The organism is Xanthomonas sp. WHRI 10207 (assembly GCF_040202975.1).
Lineage (GTDB): Bacteria > Pseudomonadota > Gammaproteobacteria > Xanthomonadales > Xanthomonadaceae > Xanthomonas.
In genome coordinates this window covers 199,060-219,076 of sequence record NZ_JBEGDX010000001.1, presented here as the reverse complement: position 1 = coordinate 219,076, position 20,017 = coordinate 199,060, and the positions used below count along the sequence as shown (strand labels likewise).

Annotated in this window: 19 protein-coding genes; 11 read left to right on the top strand and 8 right to left on the bottom strand. The window is 65.2% G+C overall.

Features of this window, described 5'->3' with window-relative positions; genetic code table 11:
* Positions 1–96: 96 nt before the first annotated feature.
* The 5 genes from ABQU90_RS00925 (at position 97) to ABQU90_RS00905 (ending at position 5,207) form a co-directional block, all read left to right on the top strand.
* Positions 97–492: an EF-hand domain-containing protein gene (locus ABQU90_RS00925; protein WP_323521724.1), complete on the top strand. Its 396-nt coding sequence runs from the start codon at positions 97–99 to the stop codon at positions 490–492.
* Between the two features lie 143 nt (positions 493–635).
* On the top strand, positions 636–1,109 hold the full coding sequence (locus tag ABQU90_RS00920; RefSeq protein WP_323521723.1) for a MarR family winged helix-turn-helix transcriptional regulator: 474 nt from the start codon (positions 636–638) through the stop codon (positions 1,107–1,109).
* Positions 1,110–1,141: 32 nt separating this feature from the next.
* Complete coding sequence (locus ABQU90_RS00915) at positions 1,142–1,969, top strand: p-hydroxycinnamoyl CoA hydratase/lyase (protein WP_055851179.1); 828 nt, start codon at positions 1,142–1,144, stop codon at positions 1,967–1,969.
* Between the two features lie 83 nt (positions 1,970–2,052).
* Entirely contained in the window at positions 2,053–3,522 is a 1,470-nt protein-coding gene (locus ABQU90_RS00910) for an aldehyde dehydrogenase (RefSeq protein WP_323521721.1), read from the top strand.
* Positions 3,523–3,728: 206 nt separating this feature from the next.
* Positions 3,729–5,207 (top strand): AMP-binding protein, encoded by a 1,479-nt coding sequence (locus ABQU90_RS00905; protein WP_323521720.1) that lies wholly within the window; start codon positions 3,729–3,731, stop codon positions 5,205–5,207.
* A gap of 264 nt (positions 5,208–5,471) precedes the next feature.
* Here the strand turns inward: ABQU90_RS00905 and ABQU90_RS00900 are convergent, their stop codons facing one another.
* The 3 genes from ABQU90_RS00900 to ABQU90_RS00890 form a co-directional block, all read right to left on the bottom strand.
* Positions 5,472–6,473: a LysR substrate-binding domain-containing protein gene (locus tag ABQU90_RS00900; RefSeq protein ID WP_055851169.1), complete on the bottom strand. Its 1,002-nt coding sequence runs from the start codon at positions 6,471–6,473 to the stop codon at positions 5,472–5,474.
* A gap of 64 nt (positions 6,474–6,537) precedes the next feature.
* On the bottom strand, positions 6,538–6,897 hold the full coding sequence (locus ABQU90_RS00895) for a protocatechuate 3,4-dioxygenase (protein ID WP_115512460.1): 360 nt from the start codon (positions 6,895–6,897) through the stop codon (positions 6,538–6,540).
* 10 nt (positions 6,898–6,907) lie between these two features.
* On the bottom strand, positions 6,908–7,804 hold the full coding sequence (locus ABQU90_RS00890; RefSeq protein WP_055851163.1) for a gallate dioxygenase: 897 nt from the start codon (positions 7,802–7,804) through the stop codon (positions 6,908–6,910).
* Positions 7,805–8,035: 231 nt separating this feature from the next.
* Here ABQU90_RS00890 and ABQU90_RS00885 point away from each other — a divergent pair, with 231 nt between their 5' ends.
* On the top strand, positions 8,036–8,710 hold the full coding sequence (locus ABQU90_RS00885) for a GntR family transcriptional regulator (RefSeq protein ID WP_055851160.1): 675 nt from the start codon (positions 8,036–8,038) through the stop codon (positions 8,708–8,710).
* Between the two features lie 169 nt (positions 8,711–8,879).
* On the opposite strand, the gene ABQU90_RS00880 is transcribed toward ABQU90_RS00885, so the two are convergent.
* The 5 genes from ABQU90_RS00880 to ubiH all read right to left on the bottom strand — a co-directional run bounded on the left by ABQU90_RS00880 (position 8,880) and on the right by ubiH (position 13,799).
* On the bottom strand, positions 8,880–9,836 hold the full coding sequence (locus ABQU90_RS00880) for a SphA family protein (RefSeq protein WP_238151781.1): 957 nt from the start codon (positions 9,834–9,836) through the stop codon (positions 8,880–8,882).
* Positions 9,837–10,029: 193 nt separating this feature from the next.
* On the bottom strand, positions 10,030–10,461 hold the full coding sequence (locus tag ABQU90_RS00875) for a nuclear transport factor 2 family protein (protein ID WP_323521719.1): 432 nt from the start codon (positions 10,459–10,461) through the stop codon (positions 10,030–10,032).
* Between the two features lie 108 nt (positions 10,462–10,569).
* A complete protein-coding gene (locus ABQU90_RS00870) occupies positions 10,570–11,286 on the bottom strand; it encodes an alpha/beta fold hydrolase (protein WP_115553081.1) in 717 nt (238 codons plus the stop codon).
* 126 nt (positions 11,287–11,412) lie between these two features.
* Positions 11,413–12,594: a UbiH/UbiF family hydroxylase gene (locus ABQU90_RS00865; RefSeq protein WP_115553080.1), complete on the bottom strand. Its 1,182-nt coding sequence runs from the start codon at positions 12,592–12,594 to the stop codon at positions 11,413–11,415.
* Positions 12,591–13,799 carry a 2-octaprenyl-6-methoxyphenyl hydroxylase gene (gene ubiH / locus ABQU90_RS00860; protein ID WP_323521716.1) on the bottom strand — a complete coding sequence of 403 codons (1,209 nt, stop codon included), beginning with the start codon at positions 13,797–13,799 and terminating at the stop codon, positions 12,591–12,593. The genes ABQU90_RS00865 and ubiH overlap by 4 nt, the downstream gene beginning before the upstream one ends.
* Before the next feature lie 182 nt (positions 13,800–13,981).
* On the opposite strand from ubiH, the gene ABQU90_RS00855 reads away from it, so the two are divergent.
* From ABQU90_RS00855 to ABQU90_RS00835, 5 genes are all read left to right on the top strand, one after another.
* Positions 13,982–14,560 carry a hypothetical protein gene (locus ABQU90_RS00855; protein WP_323521714.1) on the top strand — a complete coding sequence of 193 codons (579 nt, stop codon included), beginning with the start codon at positions 13,982–13,984 and terminating at the stop codon, positions 14,558–14,560.
* Between the two features lie 3 nt (positions 14,561–14,563).
* Positions 14,564–15,121: a cob(I)yrinic acid a,c-diamide adenosyltransferase gene (locus ABQU90_RS00850; protein WP_115561359.1), complete on the top strand. Its 558-nt coding sequence runs from the start codon at positions 14,564–14,566 to the stop codon at positions 15,119–15,121.
* Between the two features lie 38 nt (positions 15,122–15,159).
* Positions 15,160–16,068, top strand: coding sequence for a histone deacetylase family protein (locus ABQU90_RS00845; protein WP_115553076.1), 909 nt, complete (start codon positions 15,160–15,162; stop codon positions 16,066–16,068).
* Positions 16,069–16,195: 127 nt separating this feature from the next.
* On the top strand, positions 16,196–18,628 hold the full coding sequence (gene lptD / locus ABQU90_RS00840; RefSeq protein WP_349780871.1) for an LPS-assembly protein LptD: 2,433 nt from the start codon (positions 16,196–16,198) through the stop codon (positions 18,626–18,628).
* A complete protein-coding gene (locus ABQU90_RS00835) occupies positions 18,625–20,016 on the top strand; it encodes a peptidylprolyl isomerase (protein WP_115512467.1) in 1,392 nt (463 codons plus the stop codon). Before lptD ends, ABQU90_RS00835 begins: the two co-directional genes overlap by 4 nt.
* Position 20,017: the final 1 nt, after the last annotated feature.

Genomic DNA, 20,017 nt, shown 5'->3' with positions numbered 1-20,017 from the left:
GGATCTGGCGATGCGCCACATCCCACCCGCATGCCACCCACCGCAAGCTGCCCGCACCCTCTATCCTTGCCGGCTGTTCCACATCAGGGGGATCTGATGACCATCCGCCGTATCGCCACACTCACCGCACTGCTGCTCGTTTGCGGCATCGCCTCCGCCCAGCAGGCACCTACGCCGGCCAGCAGCATGCCGCTGATCGATGTGCCCAACGTCATCCGCACCCAACCGCTGTCCAGCGGCGAAGTCACGCACCAGACCCAACTGGAACGCCCGCGCGGCGAATCGAGCGTGATCGTGCGCTCGATCCAGCCCAGCAGCGTGGTCGGGAGCTACCGCATCGATTTCCAGGCGATGGACGTGGATGGCGATGGCCGCATCAGCCGTGCCGAAGCCCAGGCCAACCCCGCGCTGGCCGATGAATTCGATGCGCTCGACACCCGCCACAGCGGCTATCTGACCCGCGAGCAGCTGGCCGGCTGGCTGACCCAGTAATCACGTCGCACACCTCCGCGGCACGCAGGCGCACCGGTATTACGCGGGCGCGCACCGCACTTCAGTTTTTGAGGCCCGTCCCCCTTGCAGCGCCCGCTTCGGTCGGCTAGATTGTATTTAACGGATACAATTTGGATGGATCGATGACCGCTCGCCTGGCACTTGCCAAAGACCTCGGCTACCAACTGCAACTGGCCGCCTTGGCGTCCAGCCATGCCGCCCGCCAGGAACTGGCCGAGCTGCATCTCACCCCGGCACGCGTCACTGCGTTGATCCACATCCGCGACCAGCCCGGTTGCGACCAGACCGAACTCGGCAACCGCCTGCTGGTCAACCGCGCCGCCGGCATGAAGATCGCCAACGCGCTGGCCGAGCAAGGCCTGATCGAACGCCTGGCCGGCCGCGACCGTCGCAGTAAAGGCCTGTATCTGACCGAGCAAGGCCACCGCACGCTCGAGGTGGCACAGGCCTGCCTGGCGCGCGCCGTCGCGCGTACCTGCACCGGCCTGCAGGCCGCCGAGCAACAAACCCTGCTCCGCCTGCTCTGCAAATTGAACGCCAGCGCCACGCTGGAGCGGACAACCGTGGCAGAGACCGCGTTGGCCGAAGACCTCTGAACCCGCAGCCCCCGACTTGAAGGAGACGCCGCTTGAACGAGCATGACGTGGTATCGGTTCGCATCGAAAACCGCATTGCCTGGGTGAAGTTTGCACGCCCGGACAAGCGCAACGCGATGAGCCCGGCGCTCAACCGCCGCATGATGGATGTACTGGACGAGCTGGAATTCGACGACAGCGTCGGCGTGCTGGTGCTCGGCGGCGAAGGCACTGCCTGGTCGGCCGGTATGGATCTGAAAGAGTACTTCCGCGAAACCGAAGCACAGGGCCTGCGCGGCGTGCGCCGTTCACAACGCGAGTCCTACGGCTGGTTCCGGCGCCTGCGTTGGTATCAAAAGCCCACCATCGCGATGGTCAACGGCTGGTGCTTCGGCGGCGGCTTCGGCCCCTTGTTCGCCTGCGATCTGGCTATTGCCGCCGATGAAGCGCAGTTCGGCCTGTCGGAGATCAACTGGGGCATCCTGCCGGGCGGCGGCGTGACCAAGGTGGCGGTCGAACTGCTGTCCATGCGCGATGCGATGTGGATGACGCTGACCGGCGAAATGGTCGACGGCAAGAAAGCGGCCGAATGGCGCCTGGTCAACGAAAGCGTGCCGCTGGAGCGACTGGAAGCACGCACGCGCGAGGTGGCCGAGTTGTTGCTGCGCAAGAACCCGATCGCGCTGAAATACGCCAAAGACGCCGTGCGCCGCGTGGGCACCATGACCTACGACGAAGCCGAAGATTATCTGGTGCGCATGCAGGAAGCGGCCAACTCGTTCGACAACAACGCCCGCAAGGAAGGCATCCGTCAATTCATCGACGAGAAAAGTTACAAGCCTGGCCTGGGCGAATACGACCTCAAGAAAAACAGCGCCTAAGCACGTCCTACGGCGCCTGAAGCGATGCGTGCAACCCACGCATCGCTGGCGCTGCCAGTGGTTTTCTGCACCGAGGAGGGAGTATGGAAGCCTTATCCGCAACACTGCGCGGGATTGCCGCGCGTGGGCCGTTGGGCCTGTTCATCGACGGCCAGTGGCGCGCAAGCACCGGCGATCGCCATGTCGATGTGATCGCCCCGCATACCGAAGAACGCCTGCTGCGCTACACCGAACCATCGCACGCAGATACCGAAGCCGCGGTGGCTGCGGCGCGTGCCGCCTTCGACACCGGCCCCTGGCCGCAGCTGTCGCCACCCGAGCGCGGGGTGATACTCAAGCGCGTCGCCTACCAGCTGCGCGCACGCATGCCGGAGCTGGCTGAAGCCTGGACCGGCCAGGTTGGCGCCACCATCGGTTTCAGCCGACGCGCCTCGCAACAGGCGCCCGGCCTGTTCGACTACTACGGCGATCTGATCGCCATGCATCCGTTCGTCGAGCCGCGCGCACGCTCCAGTGGCGGCCGCGTGCATGTGGTGCAGGAACCGGTCGGTGTGGTCGTGGCGATCACGCCCTGGAACGCGCCACTGGTCTTGCTCTGTTACAAGGTCGCCGCTGCGCTGGCTGCCGGATGCACGGTGGTGGCCAAGCCCTCGCCGGAGACCCCGATCGATGCGTACATCCTGGCCGAATGCATCAGCGCCGCAGGCGTGCCCGATGGCGTGTTCAATCTGTTGCCGGCCGGTCGCGAGGTCGGCGAACAGCTGATCCGGCACCCGCTGGTCGACAAGGTCAGCTTCACCGGCTCCACCCAGGCCGGGCGACTGATCGGCGTGGCCTGCGCCGAACGCCTGGCGCGGGTCGGCCTGGAGCTGGGCGGCAAGTCGGCCGCCATCGTGCTCGAAGACGCCGACCTCGCCAAAGTGCTGCCCAGCCTGGTGCCCTACTCCATGCCGATCACCGGGCAGGTATGTTTCGCGCTGACCCGCGTACTGGTGCCGGCGCAGCGGCGCGACGAAGTCTTGCAGGCATATTGCGCGGCACTGAGCGCAGTTAAGCTCGGCGACCCGTTCGCCGCCGACACCGGCATGGGTCCGCTGGCGCTCGGCCGGCAACTGGAACGCGTGCAGTCCTACATCGCACAGGGCAGCGCCGAAGGTGCGCAACTGGTGATGGGCGGCAACCGCCCGACGCATTTGCCGCGTGGATTCTTCATCGAGCCGACGGTGTTCGCCAACGTCACGCCGGACATGACCATTGCCCGCGAAGAAATCTTCGGCCCGGTGGTGAGCTTCATCGACTATCACGATGAGGCCGACATGATCGCCAAGGCCAATGCAAGCGACTACGGCTTGCACGGCACCGTCTATAGCGAGGATGTTGATCGCGCGTATCGCATTGCACGACGCGTGCGCAGCGGCAGCCATTCGATCAATGGCATGTGGGTGGATATCGAGATGCCGTTTGGCGGGGTCAAGCATTCCGGAATTGGTCGCGAAGGCGGCATCGAAGGACTGCATGCATTTCTCGAAACCAAGACCGTCTATCTCGGTTGAGTTTTACGTCATCGGCTACGCGGCGAGCATGCCTGCGTCGCCGCAATGCAACGTGCCGTACACCACGGCACGTCATCTCCGCTGGTGTGTTGGCAACGTGTCTGTGAACGCCTAATGCGTGGTTGCGCGCACGCGTCAACCTTCCTGCCATCTCCGTCGCACTCACGCACGTCACTCCCCCATTCTGCATTCGGAAAGACAGCGCCATGACCATGCCGACCGACTCGATTTCCTTCCATGCCCGCCTCACACCGCACCGGCTTGCCGCGCGCGACCTGTTGCTGGAGCAGGAATGGACATATGCCGAACTGGACACCTTGATCGGCCAACTGGCCGCCCTGCTGCAGATGCGCGGCTGTGTCGACGGCGAACGGCTGGCCGTGCTCGCCCGCAATTCGGTCTGGCAGGTCGCGCTGCACTTCGCCTGTGCGCGGGTCGGCGCGATCTATGTGCCGCTCAACTGGCGGCTGAGCGGCACCGAGCTGGACACCTTGCTGCAGCGTGCGCAGCCGCATCTGTTGCTGGGCGACGATGTCGCTGCCGGACGCGCGCATGCCGAAGCGCTATCGAGCTTCATCGACAGTGCCAAGGTGCTGGCACCCGCCGAAACGCCCTACATCCCGCCCGAGCGCGTGAGCCTGATCCTGTTCACCTCGGGCACGTCCGGCCAACCCAAGGGCGTGATGTTGAATGAGCAAAACCTGCAGCAGGTGGCCCACAACTTCGGCGTGACCACACGTGTGGATGGCAACAGCAGTTTCCTGTGCGAAGCGCCGATGTTCCACATCATCGGCCTGGCGACCAATGTGCGGCCGGCGCTGGCGCTGGGCGGGTCGATCCGGGTGTCGAGCGGCTTCGAACCGAAGCGTACCTTGAGCTGGCTCGGCAACCCGGCGCTGGGCATTACTCACTACGTCGGCGTGCCGCAGATGATGCAGGCGTTCCGCAGCCAGCCCGGTTTCGATCCGTCAACGCTGCGTCACCTCACCGCGCTGGTCAGCGGCGGCGCGCCGCATGCCAGCGACGATCTGCTCGGTTGGCTGGACGATGGCATCCCCATGGTCTGCGGCTTCGGCATGAGCGAAGCCGGCACGGTGTTCGGCATGTCGGTGGATTGCGACGTGATTCGTTGCAAGCTCGGTGCGGCGGGGATTTCGTCGCCGGGCGTGCAAACGCGGGTGGTGGATGGCGATGGCAACGACTGCCCGGCGGGCATGCCTGGCGAACTGTTGTTGCGCGGCCCCAACCTCAGCCCCGGCTATTGGCGCGACCCGCAGGCCACTGCGGAGATGCGCGACGCACAGGGCTGGTTCCGCACCGGCGATATCGTCAAGCGTGATGCCGACGGCTTTTTCTGGGTGGTGGACCGCAAGAAGGACATGTTCATTTCCGGCGGCGAAAACGTGTATCCCGCCGAGATCGAAGCGGTACTGGCGGATCACCCGGACATCCGCGAATGCGCCGTGGTCGGCATCGCCGACCCACAATGGGGCGAGGTGGGCTACCTGGCGATCGTGCCAACCGCTGAGGCGACGGATCTGGAGCAGATCCGCAACTATCTGGTCGAGCGCCTGGCCAAGTACAAGGTCCCCAAACACCTACGCCTGGTCGAGGCCCTGCCACGTACGGCAACCGGCAAGCTGCAGAAGGCGCGGTTGAAGGATGCCTTGGCCAACGACGCCTGAGAGCGGTGGCAACCGTGCGGCGTGGGCGTGGGCGTGCGTATTGCCGCCACACTTGGACTTTGCTTACTCGGATCACCGCGATGAATACCGCTCGAGTACTCCGGCGCGAGACCAGCCGGGCACCATGCAGCGTTCAATCCAGCGCGCCTCGCATCCCTGCGCACTCCGCGAATACGGCCGAACAGTGCAATTACCCAAGCCAGTACTGCATCGCATCCGCCCCGGGCGACGATGCAGCTCCCGCTTGTGGGATTCCATCGTCGGTTATGCAGACGCATCCAGCAGAATATCGTGCTCGCCAATCTGGTCGTCCACCCAGACCGCGCCTTGCTGGGCCATGAGCGCCAGCTGGTGTTCCAGCTCACGCATCAACAACCGCACACCGGGTTTGAGGATGGCGCTGCTGTCGCGATAGATCACGCCACCTGCGCGCGCCTGCGACGGCTGCTGCAGCTGGAAGGCCCGCAACTCGCCGCGTGCGATGTCGCCGGCCACCATCATGCTTGGCATCACCGCAATGCTGTCGGTGCCGAGCAGAATCTCGCGCGTGAAGCTTGCAGAGCTGGAACGCAGTTGATCGCGTGTGGCCAGCCCATGTTCGCGCATGACCTGCGCCACGTCGCGCTCCACATGCTGACTCAGCGTCGGCAATACCTGTCGGTACGCGGCCGCTTCGGCGATGCGCACCGGGCCATTGGCAAACAAGGGATGGTCGCTCCGCGCCACCAGCGCAATCGGATCCTGGTACAGCACCTTGCGGACCAAGGCATCGTAGCGGGCCAGCGGATACAACCGGCCAACGACCAGATCCACCTCGTTTCCGGCGAGCTTGGGCAGCAATTCATCGGTACGGCCATGCAGCAGGCGCACACGCAGCGTGGGCTCGGCACGGTACAAGGCAGCCAGCACCGACGGTAGCAGGCCGCTCGCTGCCACCGGCAACGCGCCGACGGTGATGGTGAGCGCATCGTCCTGCAGCAGCCCTTCGAAGGTGTCCTGTGCGCGGCGCAGCTGGCCGAGCACGACGTGCGCGGTCTGCACCAGCACCTCGCCCATCGCATTGGGACGCACGCCACGCGAATGGCGTTCGAACAGGGGCGCACCGACGATCTCTTCGATCTCCTGCAAGGCACGCGTGAGTGCAGGCTGGGTGACATTCAATACGCGTGAGGCGCGGAGCAGGCTTTTTTGCCGATCCAGCGCCTCGATGACACGTAGATGCCGGACCTTGATGCGGTGTTCGAAGAACACGGAGGACATGGTCATAGGGGGTGGGCCTTACGTTGGAAAGTCGGGTGGCAACGCCCGGCCAGCGACCGGGACGCGCAGCTCAGCGTGCCTCGGGCACACGCCGGGTCTGCATGAAGTCTTCGAACGACTCGCCGCGCATGATGGCGTAGACCTGCAGATTGGTCGTGCGCACCACGCGGGCGAACTTTTCGATCACAAAAAAATTGGCGCCGTACTGCACCAGTCCGAGCCAGTCGCGCGCACGGATCAGCGCTTTCTCGTGTTCGGTGAGCTCGGCTTCCTGCATCAACACTTCCGCGTCCTGCAAAAAACGATCGCGCCACGGGGCGCGGATCATATGCCAGAAAAAACGATTGAGGCGCAGCGCGCGGTTGCTGGTGCGCAGATCGAACAGGTAGGTGCCGTCGATCTTGTCCATGCCGTGTACTTGCGGATTCATATGCAGGCCCTCATGCCGCGTTGGCAGTGCGTGCCAGCAGCTCTGCCGAGCGCGGCGCATCGGCGCGTTCTTCGCCCGGCTCGTACAGCACCACGGTCATCGCGGTCGTCGTCATCAGGTAGTAGTTCTGATGCAGTTTGCGGATCGGCCCATCCAACGCACCGCGCATGGCCAGCCACATGATCTGCTCCACGCTCTCGGCACCACCCAGACGCACATAGTCGGTATGGGTCAGATCGGTCAGCGTTTCCGGCGCGTGCTGAAAGCGGTCCAGAAACTCCATGTCCCAGTCCGTGTTGTTGAAACCGGTGCGCTCGCCATGGATCTGGTGCGACAACCCGCCGGTGCCGACCACCACCACTCTGAGATCTTCCGGGTATGACTCGATCGCACGGCGCACCGCCTGGCCCAGGCGAAAACAGCGGCGCGCGGTCGGCAGCGGGTACTGCAGGACGTTGATCGCAATCGGCACCACCGTGCCCGGCCAGTCCGGCACATGCGGCCACAGCAGCGGCAACGGCGCCGCACAGCCGTGGTCGATCGGCTTGTCCTGAAATACGGTCAGGTCGAATTCGTCGTTGACCAGGCATTCGGCGATATGCGCCTGCAGCTGTACATCGCCACGGATCGGAGGCAGGTTGCGCAGCCCTGCGCCCTCGTCGGCGACCGGAAAGCGCTCACCCACGCCCAGGGCGAAGGTCGGATAGAGATCGAAGAAGAAGGTCGTGCAGTGGTCGTTGTAAAAAAACACCAGCACGTCGGCCCGTTGTTCGGCCAGCCACTCGGCCACCGGCGTGTAGCCGTCGAACAACGGCTTCCACACTGGATCCTGTTGTTTGCCCTTGTCGTAGGCCACCCCGATGGTGGGAACGTGCGAGGTTCCGATGCCGCCGATGATGCTAGCCATGCTTTGCTCCTGCTGCGCACCACTGCCAGGAGAGGCAGAGCGCACGTCATTGATTGAGTCAGGATCGACGATGCAATGGATCCCAACACGGACGACCAACCACTGCGGATCTCCAAAACGGTATCCTTGGGATCCAAAGTGCCATCAAGCGATCTCATCCGCAAGGTTTTTATACAAGTAATTGCTAGTTTCCCCTTCGAAGGAACGTGCGCTGCGGTACGGCGCGAGAGAATGGAGCCAATGGCGAACAACCACCGATTGCAAGCGGTCCAGCAGCTACGCGAATTGATCCTGTGCGGCGCCTTTGCCCCGGGCGAGCGCATCACCGAGGCGGCCCTGGCCGAGCGCCTGGCCATCTCGCGCACGCCTATTCGCCAGGCATTGCCGGCGTTGTGCCAGGAGGGTCTGCTGGTGCAGGTCGGCAACCGCGGCTATGCGGTACGGCGTTTCAGCCAACAGGAAAGCCTGGATGCACTGGAGGTGCGCGCACTGATGGAGGGCATGGCGGCACGCACGGTGGCCGAACAGGGCGCGTCGGCCGCATTGCTGTCCACCCTGCACGCCTGTCTGTGCGAAGGCGACCGGCTGTTTGCCAAGCGCAGCCTCGATGCCGGCGATGAGCAGACCTACGGCGCGATCAATGCCCGTTTCCATCGCGCCATCGTGGTGGCGGCGAACAAACCGATCCTCACCGAGACGGTAGACCGCTGCACGCTGGTGCCGTTCGTCAGCCCGGTCAACGTGGTGTTCGGTCAGCGCTCGGCCACCCTGGCTTACGACGATCTTTATTACGGCCACCGGCAGCATGGCGCGATTGTCTCTGCCATCGAACAACGCGATGGCGCGCGGGCGGAGTTACTGTTCCGCGAACATGCCAATACGCAACGGCACAGCATGGGCATGTGATGCCTCGGGGTGCGCGGGACCGCGCGCCGAGCAGTGGCAATGGCGTCGATGCGCGTGGAGCGGATGTCGGCCGTACCTGCGACGCAGGACCACGCATAGAGCAAGACATGGCTACATTCGACCCTGCACGCTGACCAAGACGGTCGGCGTGCAGGGCAGCTTGCCTGCGCTATAGCGAGTGCACGAACATCAGGTTGAAGGTGTTTCCGGCCACCGAGTTCTTGACCTCGACCGGCAGGTAGACATTGAAATTGAGCACGTTCTTCGGGTCCAACCGCCACGAGAGCCCTGGCCCCATGTAGAACTGCGTGCGTTTGCTGTCGGGCACGCGCTGGCCATTGGTCCGGTTGTCTTGCAGCTGACGTAGGTAGAAGCCGTTGACACCGACCCGCAGCTGCTCGGTCACCTTGACCGAGCTGGCAAAATTCAGCCACGCCAGATCGCCTGCCTGGCCGTTGCGGAACTGGAAACCGGGAATTGGCGGCACTCCACCGGCACGGTCGGTGCGGAAGTTGTACATGTAATGCAGCCGCATGCTGACCTCCCAGTTATCGGTGGGCTGTACCGTGAATGCCCAATGCGGCGAGAACGACCAGTAGCCGGTGCTCTGGTTGATCGCGATGTCGCGATCGAACTTGCCCACCGGTGCAAATGCCACCAGGGCGAAGCGCTGAAACAGCAAGATCCGGTCGTTGCGCATCACCGGCGGCATCTGCAACGCCGCCCCGACCGCAATATCGCCAACGCCGAATCCGTTGTCGCTCAACCGCACCGGGCTGTCTGCGGCAAACGAGGCATTCTGGTTGACCAACGGCACGATGGCATCGACGGAAATCGTGCCGCCCAACCATTTGTAGGGCGTCACGTAGATGAGCTGGGTCAGCGCTGCCGAGCTGCTGATCTTTGGATCACGAAACGCCGGCGAATCGTTGCCTTGCGCATCCAGCACGGCATTCAGGTGCGCATGGCGCAGATATTCGATCACCGTCCACCCAGGTTGGGTGGAGCCAAAACCATCGAAAAAGCTGGTGCCCCCCAGGTTGATGCCTTGCGGCACCGGAACTGTGTCAGGCACCGCCTGTGCGAAGGCCGCCGCCGGCGCCAGCGCACCCAGGAGCAGAGTCAAGCTGCCGGCGCGCAGGCGATGCGACCGGAGCGATGAGCGACGACGACCAACAGACGAACATGCGCGTTCCACTAGGCGATTCTCCAACGAAGATGGGCGATTGAGGCAACGCGACTGGGGGGAGAGCAGTGTCGAGATGTCGCCTGTAAGGGCCGGCGGCATCGTTGAACAGACAGACAGCGATCAATCTCGGTCAGGGCGCCTCGACGCGCAGCAGCAATGCGCCGAGGCGTTGCTTGAACAACCATTGGTTGTCCTGGTGCACCAGCACATCGTCGAAGGTGCCGATCAGTGCAGGCGCCTGCGCCGTCCAGGGGACAGACGCGTCGGCCTGCGGTGCGCTATAGAGCAGCACATGGCTATGCGCATGGGCCAGCGTGCTCGATTGGACGCTGACCAGCGTATTGAGCATCAAATGACAGGTGTTGCGTGGCGCGCGAGCGCGGAAGGCCTCCAAGATCGCTTCGCGTCCATGCACGGGCACGTCCGGCGCGCTCGGTCGTGCAAAGACGCCGTCGGCAGTAAACAGCGCAGCCAACGCCTGGTGCTCATGGCGGTCGTTATGCAGGGCGAACCGGCGAATCAGTTGTTCGCACGCAACGATGATCGAAATATCTGCAGACACGCAGCAGCCTCCCTTGGCGGTGGAATGACACAGATAAAGCGCTAGCGATACTTCAGCGCAGGACAATGACCGAGACGACCGAACTGCCGCCGCCTGCGGTACGGCCGATCACGTGCTCAGCCACTCGCGCAGCGCGGTGCTGACTGCAGCGGGCGCTTCCACCGGCGCCATATGCCCGCAATCTTCGAATACGACCAGGCGCGCCTGCGGAATCTGCCGCGCCATGTCCTGATGCCGTACCAGCGGGCTCCAGGCATCCTGGCGCCCGACCCCTAGCAAGGTGGGGCAGCGAATCTGCGCAAGCACCGGCGCGGCATCCGGGCGCTCCAACAACGCGTTGACCTGGCCAGCGAAACTCTGCGCGCTTTGCCGCTGCACCATTGCGCTGAGGTCTTGCATCAAACCGGTATCGGCGCTGCGTGCGGGGTGCAGCATCGGGGGTAACCAGGCCAGCGCCAGCGCATGCATGCCTTGCGTCTGCGCCAGATCCACCAGCGCTTGGCGCTCCTCGCGTTCGCCATCGCGACGCGGTGCAATACCGGTATCGAGCAGTGCCAGCTGCGTCACCCGCTCGGGCGCCTGACGCATGATTTCCAGCGCAACCCGCCCGCCCATCGAATGCCCGACCAACGCAAACTGTGGCGGTGCGCCAGCCAGCACGTGGGCCGCCATCTGCCCGATGCTGTCGAATCCGGGGAAATCCAGCACCTGCACATCGGCCAGATCCGCCAGCGCGTCGCGCTGCGGTTGCCAGATGGCGGCGTCGCAGAGCAGGCCGCAGAGCAGCAGCAAGGTGGGTCTGGAGGTGTGCGAAACGGAAGTCATGGCGCGACTGTAGCCACGCCGGCCGCGTGCGTCGTATGGAAGATGCGGCCTACGCTATAAGCCCAGAGACATAGAACGTCAGCTATGCCTGCCAGCCACAGCGCAGGCCGGCAGACGCAAGGTGGCTTACGCGCCGCCGGAGGCGCGCTTCCACAGCACATCGACCAGCGGCGGCAACCTGCCGGCGAGGCCAAGCGCGGCACCGCGCAACAGGGTCAGGTGCATTTCGTCGTTGGAGAACACCGTATTGATCGCATCGAAGCCATAGGCGGCCACGGTATTGTCGCTGCGGCGGGTGCGCGCCCAGCGTTGCAGGCGATGCGGCGCGGCCCAGTCCGCACGTTTGGCGAGCGCACTGCGCACTTCCTCGCGCAGCGCAGCGACATCGCGCAGGCCCAGGTTGACGCCCTGCCCCGCCAACGGATGCACCACATGCGCAGCGTCGCCCAGGGTCAGCACGCGGCCACTGACGTACTGCTCCACCAACTGCCGTTGCAGCGGGAATGCAGCGCGTGCGGATGTCACACGCACCTCGCCCAGACGCGCGGCAAAGGCTTGGGTCAGCTCTCGCGAGAACGCCGCATCGTCGAGCGCCAGCACGCGCTCGGCCTCGCGATCGGGCAAGGTCCAGACAATCGAACTGCGGCCTTCGGCAAACGGCAGGAATGCCAGCGGCCCGGTGGTCAGAAAGCGCTGCCAGGCCGTGGCCTGGTGCGGCTGTTCGGTCTCCACGAAGGCAACCACGCCGCGTTGTGCGTAGGCGTGCCGCGACACTGGCAAGCCGGTCAAGTCGCGCAAGGTGGACGACGCGCCGTCGGCGGCGATGGCAATCGCCGCTTCCAGCCGACTGCCATCGTCCAGACGCAGGCGCACGCTGTTGGTGTCCTGCTCCAGTTCGGCCACACGCGCCGGGCAGTGCACTTCGATCCCCGCGCTATGCACGGCCGCCCACAGGCGATCGACCAGCAGCGCATGCTCGACGATCCAGCCGAGTTGTTCGCGGCCCAAGGTGTCGGCGTCGAAGCGCAGCTCGCCGCCACCGCCGGCATCCCAGACCCGCATGCGCCGATACGGCTGCACGCGCCCGGTGCGCACGCTGGCCCACACGCCAAGACTGTCGAGCAGCGCGGCGTTGTCGGCGGCGAAGGCATAGACACGCAGGTCGGGCTGATCGGCATGCCAGCGCGCGGACTCGCGCCCTTCCACCAGCGCAACGCTCAAACCCGCGTCGGCCAGCGCCAGCGCGCAGGCAGCACCGACCACGCCACCGCCGACGATCACCGCATCGCGCGTACCGCGGCGGCTCATGCGATCCCCCGGCACAGCTGCGGCACATCGCCACGGAACCCCATCGCCCCGCCGACCAGCATCGATTGCAGCGGCGCGGCCTGCGAGGTCGCGAGCAATCCCAGGCTGCGCAGCGGCCGCAGCAACGGTGCCGGATTGCCGGTCAGCCGCGCCAGCCCGCTGGAGAAGCCGATCGTCTGCTCGCGGTCCGCGCGTCGACGCGCCACATAGTCGGCCAGCAGCGCGCCGGCCCCGGCATCGCTGCGATCGTGTTCGATCAGCTCTGCCAAGGTGAGCGCGTCGCGCAATCCCAGATTGAAGCCCTGCGCACCGATGGGGTGCAGCGTCTGCGCGGCGTTGCCGAGCAACACCACGCGCTCGGCGATCAGGTTGTTGGCCAGCACCTGCACCAGCGGATATGCACTGCGTTCGCCGCTGGCGACAAAGCGCCCGGCGCGCCAGCCGGCCGCGCGCTGCAGCCGGGCCAGCCAGCCAGCCTCGTCGAGCGCGGCGACCGCATCGGCCTCGGCGCGCGCCACACAGTGGATTGCGCCGTAATGACGGTCGCCCCGCGGCAACAGCGCGGTCGGCCCGTGCTCGCCGAAGCGCTCCCACGCGGTGCCATCCGGCGGCCGGGAGGCGCGCACGCGCGCCACGAACAAGGTCTGCAGGAAATCGTGCGTGTCGGTCTCGATATGCAGCAGTTCGCGCACTGCGCTGTGGCTGCCATCGGCACCGACCACCAGCCTGGCACGGACGCGCTGCTCGCCGTCGTCGGTCGCCAGCCGTAGCGTGCGCACGCCATCCTGCACCGGTTCCACGCCGATGCAGCGCGCCGGGCGATACCGGCGCAGCCGCGTCAATTCGTCCAGGCGTGCCTGCAGGGCGTCGCCGAAGTCGCGAGCCACCACCACTTGCCCAAAGCTGTCGCGCCCGTAGTCGGCGGCGTCCAGTTGCACGCGCCCGAAATCGCCGGCGCGGCTGACGTGGATGCGCCGGATCGGCCCGGGCGGGCTACGCAACTTGGCCATCACGCCCAGCACGCCCAAGGCGTTGACGGTGGCGGCGGCGAAACTCAGATTGCGTTGATCGAACACGGCCGGCGGCGTGCCGGCTGGCGTGGCTTCCACCAGCCCGACATCCAGGCCGAGGCGGTCCAGCGCAATCGCCAGGCTGGAGCCGACCAGGCCGCCGCCAACGATCAAAACGTCATGTGGATGTGTCATTCGCCCATGATAAGCCCTCGCCCGCAGCACATCGTGCGCGCCGGATGAGACACGTTGACGCGTCCAGCCGGTCTGCCGTTGTCATGCCTGCCGATGCCGGGCGCAGCGCAGGCCAGGCAGTGGCGCGGGCACGCCAGGTTCCACGCTACACTCCTGCACCTGTAATCCGGCAACCCCAGCGCATGACTTCTCGCTCGCACGACACCCTGATTTTGAGCCTGCTCGCCGTCCTGATGGCGGCCACACGGATCAATCACTTCGCGCCGGTCCCGGACGCGTCCTGGGCGGTGTTTTTCATCGGCGGGTTTCATCTGGCTGCACGCAGCAAACTGGCGTTCCCGCTGCTGATGGGCCTGGCGGTCGCGGTGGACTGGCTGGTCATCACCCAGCAGGGCATGAGCTTCTGGCAACACTACTGCGTGTCGCCGGCGTACTGGTGCCTGATCCCGGCGTACTTCGCGCTGTGGGCCGGTGGTATATGGCTGCGCCGGCACTATCACGGGGCCCAATGGACTGCGCTGGTCGCGCTGGTTCCTGCCCTGCTCATCGCCGTGGCGCTGTGTCAGCTGATCGCCCAGGGCAGCTTTTACTGGATCAGCGCCAGCGTGAGCGAACCCACCCTCGCCGGCTGGTTCAAGAACTACAGCGACTGGCTCTGGCCGTACCTGCGCAGCGCCGCGCTGTACGTCGCGGCCGCAGCCGTCATCCAGGTGGTTGCCGAGCGTCTGGCTGCGCCCCATCGCCAGCGCCAGGCCGGCTGAGCCATGGGCAACCGGCTCTCACGTATCTATACGCGCACCGGCGACGACGGCAGCACCGGGTTGGGCGATGGCAGCCGGACCGGCAAGGACGCCTTGCGCGTCAACGCCTACGGCACCGTGGATGAGGCCAATTCGGCGCTCGGCGTGCTGCTGGCCGCGCCCGGCGTGCCCACCGCGATTGCCGAGCTGCTGACCACCGTGCAGCACCAGCTGTTCGACCTAGGCGGCGAGCTCTGCATCCCCGGCCATGCCGCCATCGAGGCGGCCGACATCCAGGCCCTGGAACGCCACCTGGACCACTTCAACGACAGCTTGCCGCCGCTGCAGGAGTTCATCTTGCCGGCCGGTGGCGAAGCGGCCGCGCGCTGCCACCTGGCGCGCACCATCGTGCGCCGGGCCGAGCGCGAGACCGTTGCGCTGTCGCGCCAGGAGTCGGTGCGCAGCGAGGCGATCGGCTATCTCAATCGGCTCTCGGACCTGCTGTTCGTACTGGCCCGCGTGCTGGCACGCGTGGATGGTCAGCAGGAAGTGCTGTGGCGGCACGACCGCCGGCGCGGTTGAGCATGTGCCTGGCGCGGCGGACAGGCTAAAGTCATCTCATGTTGGTCTTTACCCATCCCGCCTGTCTCGGTCACGACGCCGGCCCTGAGCACCCCGAAAGCCCTGCCCGCCTGGAGGCGGTCGTCGACGCCCTGCGTGCGGCCTTTCCGGACCTGGACTGGCGCGAGGCGCCGCTGGCCAAGCTGGGCGACCTGTGCCGCGTGCACGAGCGCGAGCAGGTGGACGCGGTCCTGGAGACCGCGTTCGAAGGCTATCGCCAGCTGGATGTGGACACCCGCATGGTGCCGGCCTCGCGCGCGGCCGCCCTGCGCGCCGCCGGCGCCGGCATCGCCGCCGTGGACGCGGTGATGCAGGACCTCACCCGTACCGCCTTTTGCGCTGTCCGCCCGCCCGGCCATCACGCCACCGCGCAGGTGTCGATGGGGTTCTGCCTGTTCAACAACATCGCCGTGGCCGCCGCCCATGCACGCGACCGGCATGGCCTGGAGCGAATCACCATCGTCGATTTCGACGTGCACCACGGCAACGGCACCCAGGCGATCTTCGAACGCGACCCGACCGTGCAGTATCTGAGCACGCATCAGTCCGGGCTCTACCCGCACTCGGGCAGCGTCCATGAGCGCGGCGTTGGCAATATCCACAATCTGTTGCTACCGCCCGGCAGCGATGGCTTGCGCTTCCGCAACGTGTGGGAAGACGAGATGCTGCCGCTGATCGACGCCTTCCGCCCGCAGCTGATCCTGATTTCGGCCGGCTTCGATGCGCATCTGCGCGATCCGCTGGCCGATCTGATGCTGGACGACGATGATTTCGCCTGGCTGACCGGCGCGCTACGCACCCTGGCCGAGCGGCATGCGCGTGGCCGGGTGGTGTCCATGCTGGAAGGCGGTTATGACCTGCAGGCCTTGCGCGAAAGCAGTGTTGCCCACGTCGCCGCACTGCGCTGACCCACAGCGGCACGCCGGTCGCGCCACGGTTTGCGATGAACCTCGTCCTCTTCACGCTGGCGCTCTTCATTGCCCCTATGCGGGGTATGCGGCAAGCTAGTCGCCATTTTACTGGTTGAATCCACGCGTGCGCCGAGTTCTCCGCCTGCTGCCCCTGCCCTTGAGCATCGCCATCTGCCTTCCGGCCATGGCTGCCGACAAGCCGTTGAATTGGGGACTGTGCCCGGCCGTGGACCCGCTGCCTGGTTTCGATGGCGCGCCCGCTGCCGACCCCAAGGCCGCCGAAGTGCGCCAGCAGCTGCCAACCGACATCGAAGGCGACCAGCTGTCCGGCACCAGCACTACCCCGCAGTACCAGGGCAACGTGGCGCTCAAGCGCGGCGACCAGTTCCTGGGCGCGGACAACCTGCGCATGGATACCGAGACCGGCAATTACATCGCCGAGGGCAATGTCCGCTACCAGGACACCTCCTTCCGCATGGTCGCCGACCGCGCCGAGGGCAATCAGGACACCGATGCCCACAAGGTCTCCAACATCCAGTATCAGATGGTGGACCGCCGCGGCAATGGCGTGGCGGAATCGGTGGACCTGCAAGGCCAGGTCGGCCAGATGCATCGCTCGACCTACACCACCTGCGATCCCTCGCAGCCGATCTGGCGGGTGCGCGCGCCCGAGATCGACGTCGACAACGAAGAAGGCTTCGGCACCGCGCGTAACGCCGTGCTGCAGATCGGCAAGGTGCCGGTGCTGTACTTCCCGTGGTTCAAGTTCCCGATCGACGACCGTCGCCAGACCGGCCTGCTATTTCCGCAGTTCGGCCTGTCCGGGCGTAACGGGTTCGACTACCTGCAGCCGATCTACCTGAATCTGGCGCCCAATTACGACGCCACCTTGTTGCCACGCTATATGAGCAAGCGTGGCTTCATGTTCGGCACCGAGTTCCGGTATCTGTACGACGGCGGTCGCGGCGAAATCACCGGCAACTACCTGCCCAACGACAAGTTGCGCGAGAAGGACCGTGGTAGCGTTTTCTATAGCGGCTACCACAACGTCAACAGCCATTGGCAGGCCCGCAGCAGCATTTCCTGGGTCAGCGACACGCGCTATGTGGAAGACTTCACCAGCCGCTTGAACGGCATGGGCTCGGCGTCCAGCCTGCAGAGCACCATCGGGATCTACGGTACCGGCGAAACCTGGACCGCCGGCCTGATGGCCGACCGCTGGCAGCTGACCGACTACACCCTGGACGAGCGAGCCCTGCCCTATAACCGGCAGCCGCGTGCCTTTTTCACCTGGGAAAAGCCGTTCGGCATTTTCGAAGCCGGTGTCTATGCCGAGGCGGTGCGGTTTACGCATGACGACTCATACCAGGTGAACTTCGTCCCGAACACCAACGGCAATAACAACAACAACGGCGACGAATACGTCCGGACCAATATCCGTAACTTTGACTATGGCAGCGGCTCGCGCCTGGACGTCAAACCCTATATCTCGATGCCGTTGTCGGGTGCGGCCTGGTTCGTGACCCCGACGGTGGCCTGGCGTTACACCGCCTACCAGTTGGACTCGACCTTGGCCAACACGGCGCCACTGACCGGCGACCGTTCGCCCACGCGCAGCCTGCCCATTGCTTCGCTGGACGCCGGCTTGTACTTCGATCGCGAGACCTCGCTGTTCGGCACCAACTATCTCAATACGCTGGAACCGCGCATGTACTACCTGTACGTGCCCTACCGCGACCAGGACGACCTGCCGGTCTTCGACACCCGTCCGTTTACCTTCAGCTATGGCCAGCTGTTCCGCGACAGCCGCTATACCGGCGCCGACCGTCAGAACGATGCCAACCAGCTGACACTGGCGGTGACGTCGCGTTGGCTGCGCCAGGACGACGGCCGCGAGAAATTGTCGCTGAGCGCTGGCCAGATCCTGTACTTCAACGACTCGCTGGTCACCATCAACAACAGCACCAATTCCGCTGCCGGCAGCGAACAGCCCATCGAGCAGGGTAAGTCCGCCTGGGTGGCCGATGCCAACTACATGATCAACGACCGCTGGTCGATGGGCGCCACCTATCAGTGGAACCCGAACTCGCGCAAGGAAGATCTTGCCAGCCTGCGCACCCGCTATTTGCTCAACAACGACGGCATCATCAACCTGGCCTACCGCTACCGTCGCAACCTCATCGACAACAGCGACCAGCTCAAGCAAGCCGACTTCTCGTTCCTGTATCCGATCAATCCCACCTGGAGTGCGGTCGGTCGCTACTACTACTCGCTGCTGGACCGCACACCGCTGGAAATCATCGGCGGCGTGCAGTGGGACAGCTGCTGCCTGGCAGTGCGCGCGCTGGTACGCCGGTTCGTGCGTAACCGCGACGGCGAGATGGACAACTCCATCCAGTTCGAGTTCGTGCTCAAGGGCTTGAGCTCGTTTGGCCAGAACACGGACCGCACTTTGCGCCGTGCTATTCTCGGCTATTACCGCGACGACCTGTACCTGGTCCCGCCCAGCAACACCACGACCAATCCGGACGATTACGATCCGAACCTGATTCCATGACCAAGCCTTTCTCTGTTCTTCTTGCCTCGTTGCTGGTAATCACCAGCACGGTCTCGCCGGTGGCATCGGCGCAGCAATCCCAGCCGCTGGATCGTATCGCCGCTATCGTGGACGAGGACGTGGTGCTGCAGAGCGAGCTTGATCGCGCTGTGCGCAACGTCAAGTCGCAGTACGCCGGTCGTGAAAACCAGCTGCCGCCGGACGATGTCTTGCAGCGGCAGGTGCTCGAGCGCCTGGTACTGGTCAAGCTGCAGATCGGCCGTGCCGACGGCAGCGGCATCCGCGTCAGCGACGAGGAACTCAACCGCGCCGTTGCCAGCATCGCCCAGCAGAACGGCACCACCGTGGATGGCTTGCGCCAGAAGCTAGCCGCCGACGGCATGGCCTACGGCGATTTCCGCGCCTCGGTGCGCGACGAAATCATCGTGCAGCGCCTGCGCCAGAGCTTTGCGCAGAGCCGTATCAGCGTGAGCGAAGGCGAGGTGGATACCGCACTGGCCCAGCAGGCCACGACCGGTAGCCAGTACCACCTGGCGCATATTCTGGTGGGCTTGCCGGAAGGCGCGAACGCCGACCAGATCGCCACCGGTCAAAAGAAGGTCGATGGCGTCAAGGCCTTGATCGACAAGGGCGAGTTGGACTTCTCCGCCGCAGCGGTGCGTTATTCGGATAGCCCGAATGCACTGGAAGGCGGCGACCTGGGCTGGCGCAGCCTGGACGAAATCCCCAACGCATTTGCTCAGCTGATCCGCGACATGCAGCCTGGCCAGGTGGCCGGCCCGCTGCGTGGTCCAAGCGGTTTCCAGCTGCTCAAGCTGGTGGAAATGCGCGACGCCAATGCCGGCGGCGAAAAGAAGATGGTCACCGAGTACAACGCGCGCCACATCCTGGTCCGCATCGGTGACAACCAGACCGACGCGCAGGCCAAGGCCAAGATCGACACGCTGCGCGCCCGCGTTGCCGGCGGCGCTGATTTCCAGGCGACTGCCAAGGAGTCCTCCGAGGACACCAACAGCCGCGGTCAGGGTGGCGACCTGGGTTGGTTCCCTGCCGATGCGTTCGGCCCGGATTTCGGCAAGCAGGTTGAGGGCTTGGCCGATGGCGCCGTGTCCGAGCCGTTCCGCACGCAAGCCGGTTGGCATGTCGTGCAGCGCGTCGGCAGCCGCCAGACCGACGTCAGTGCCGAAAACCAACGTGCGCAGGTCCGTGAAACGATCGGCCGTCGCAAGCTGGAAGAGGAATACAACCGCTACCTGCAGGAACTGCGTGGCGAGGCCTATGTGAGCTACCGCACCGGCGATCGCGCCGACGGCAATGCCACCGCCGAGCCGACCAAGAGCGCAGAACCCGCTGCCCCGACCCCGCCGCCGGCACAGCCGGCGCGCTGAG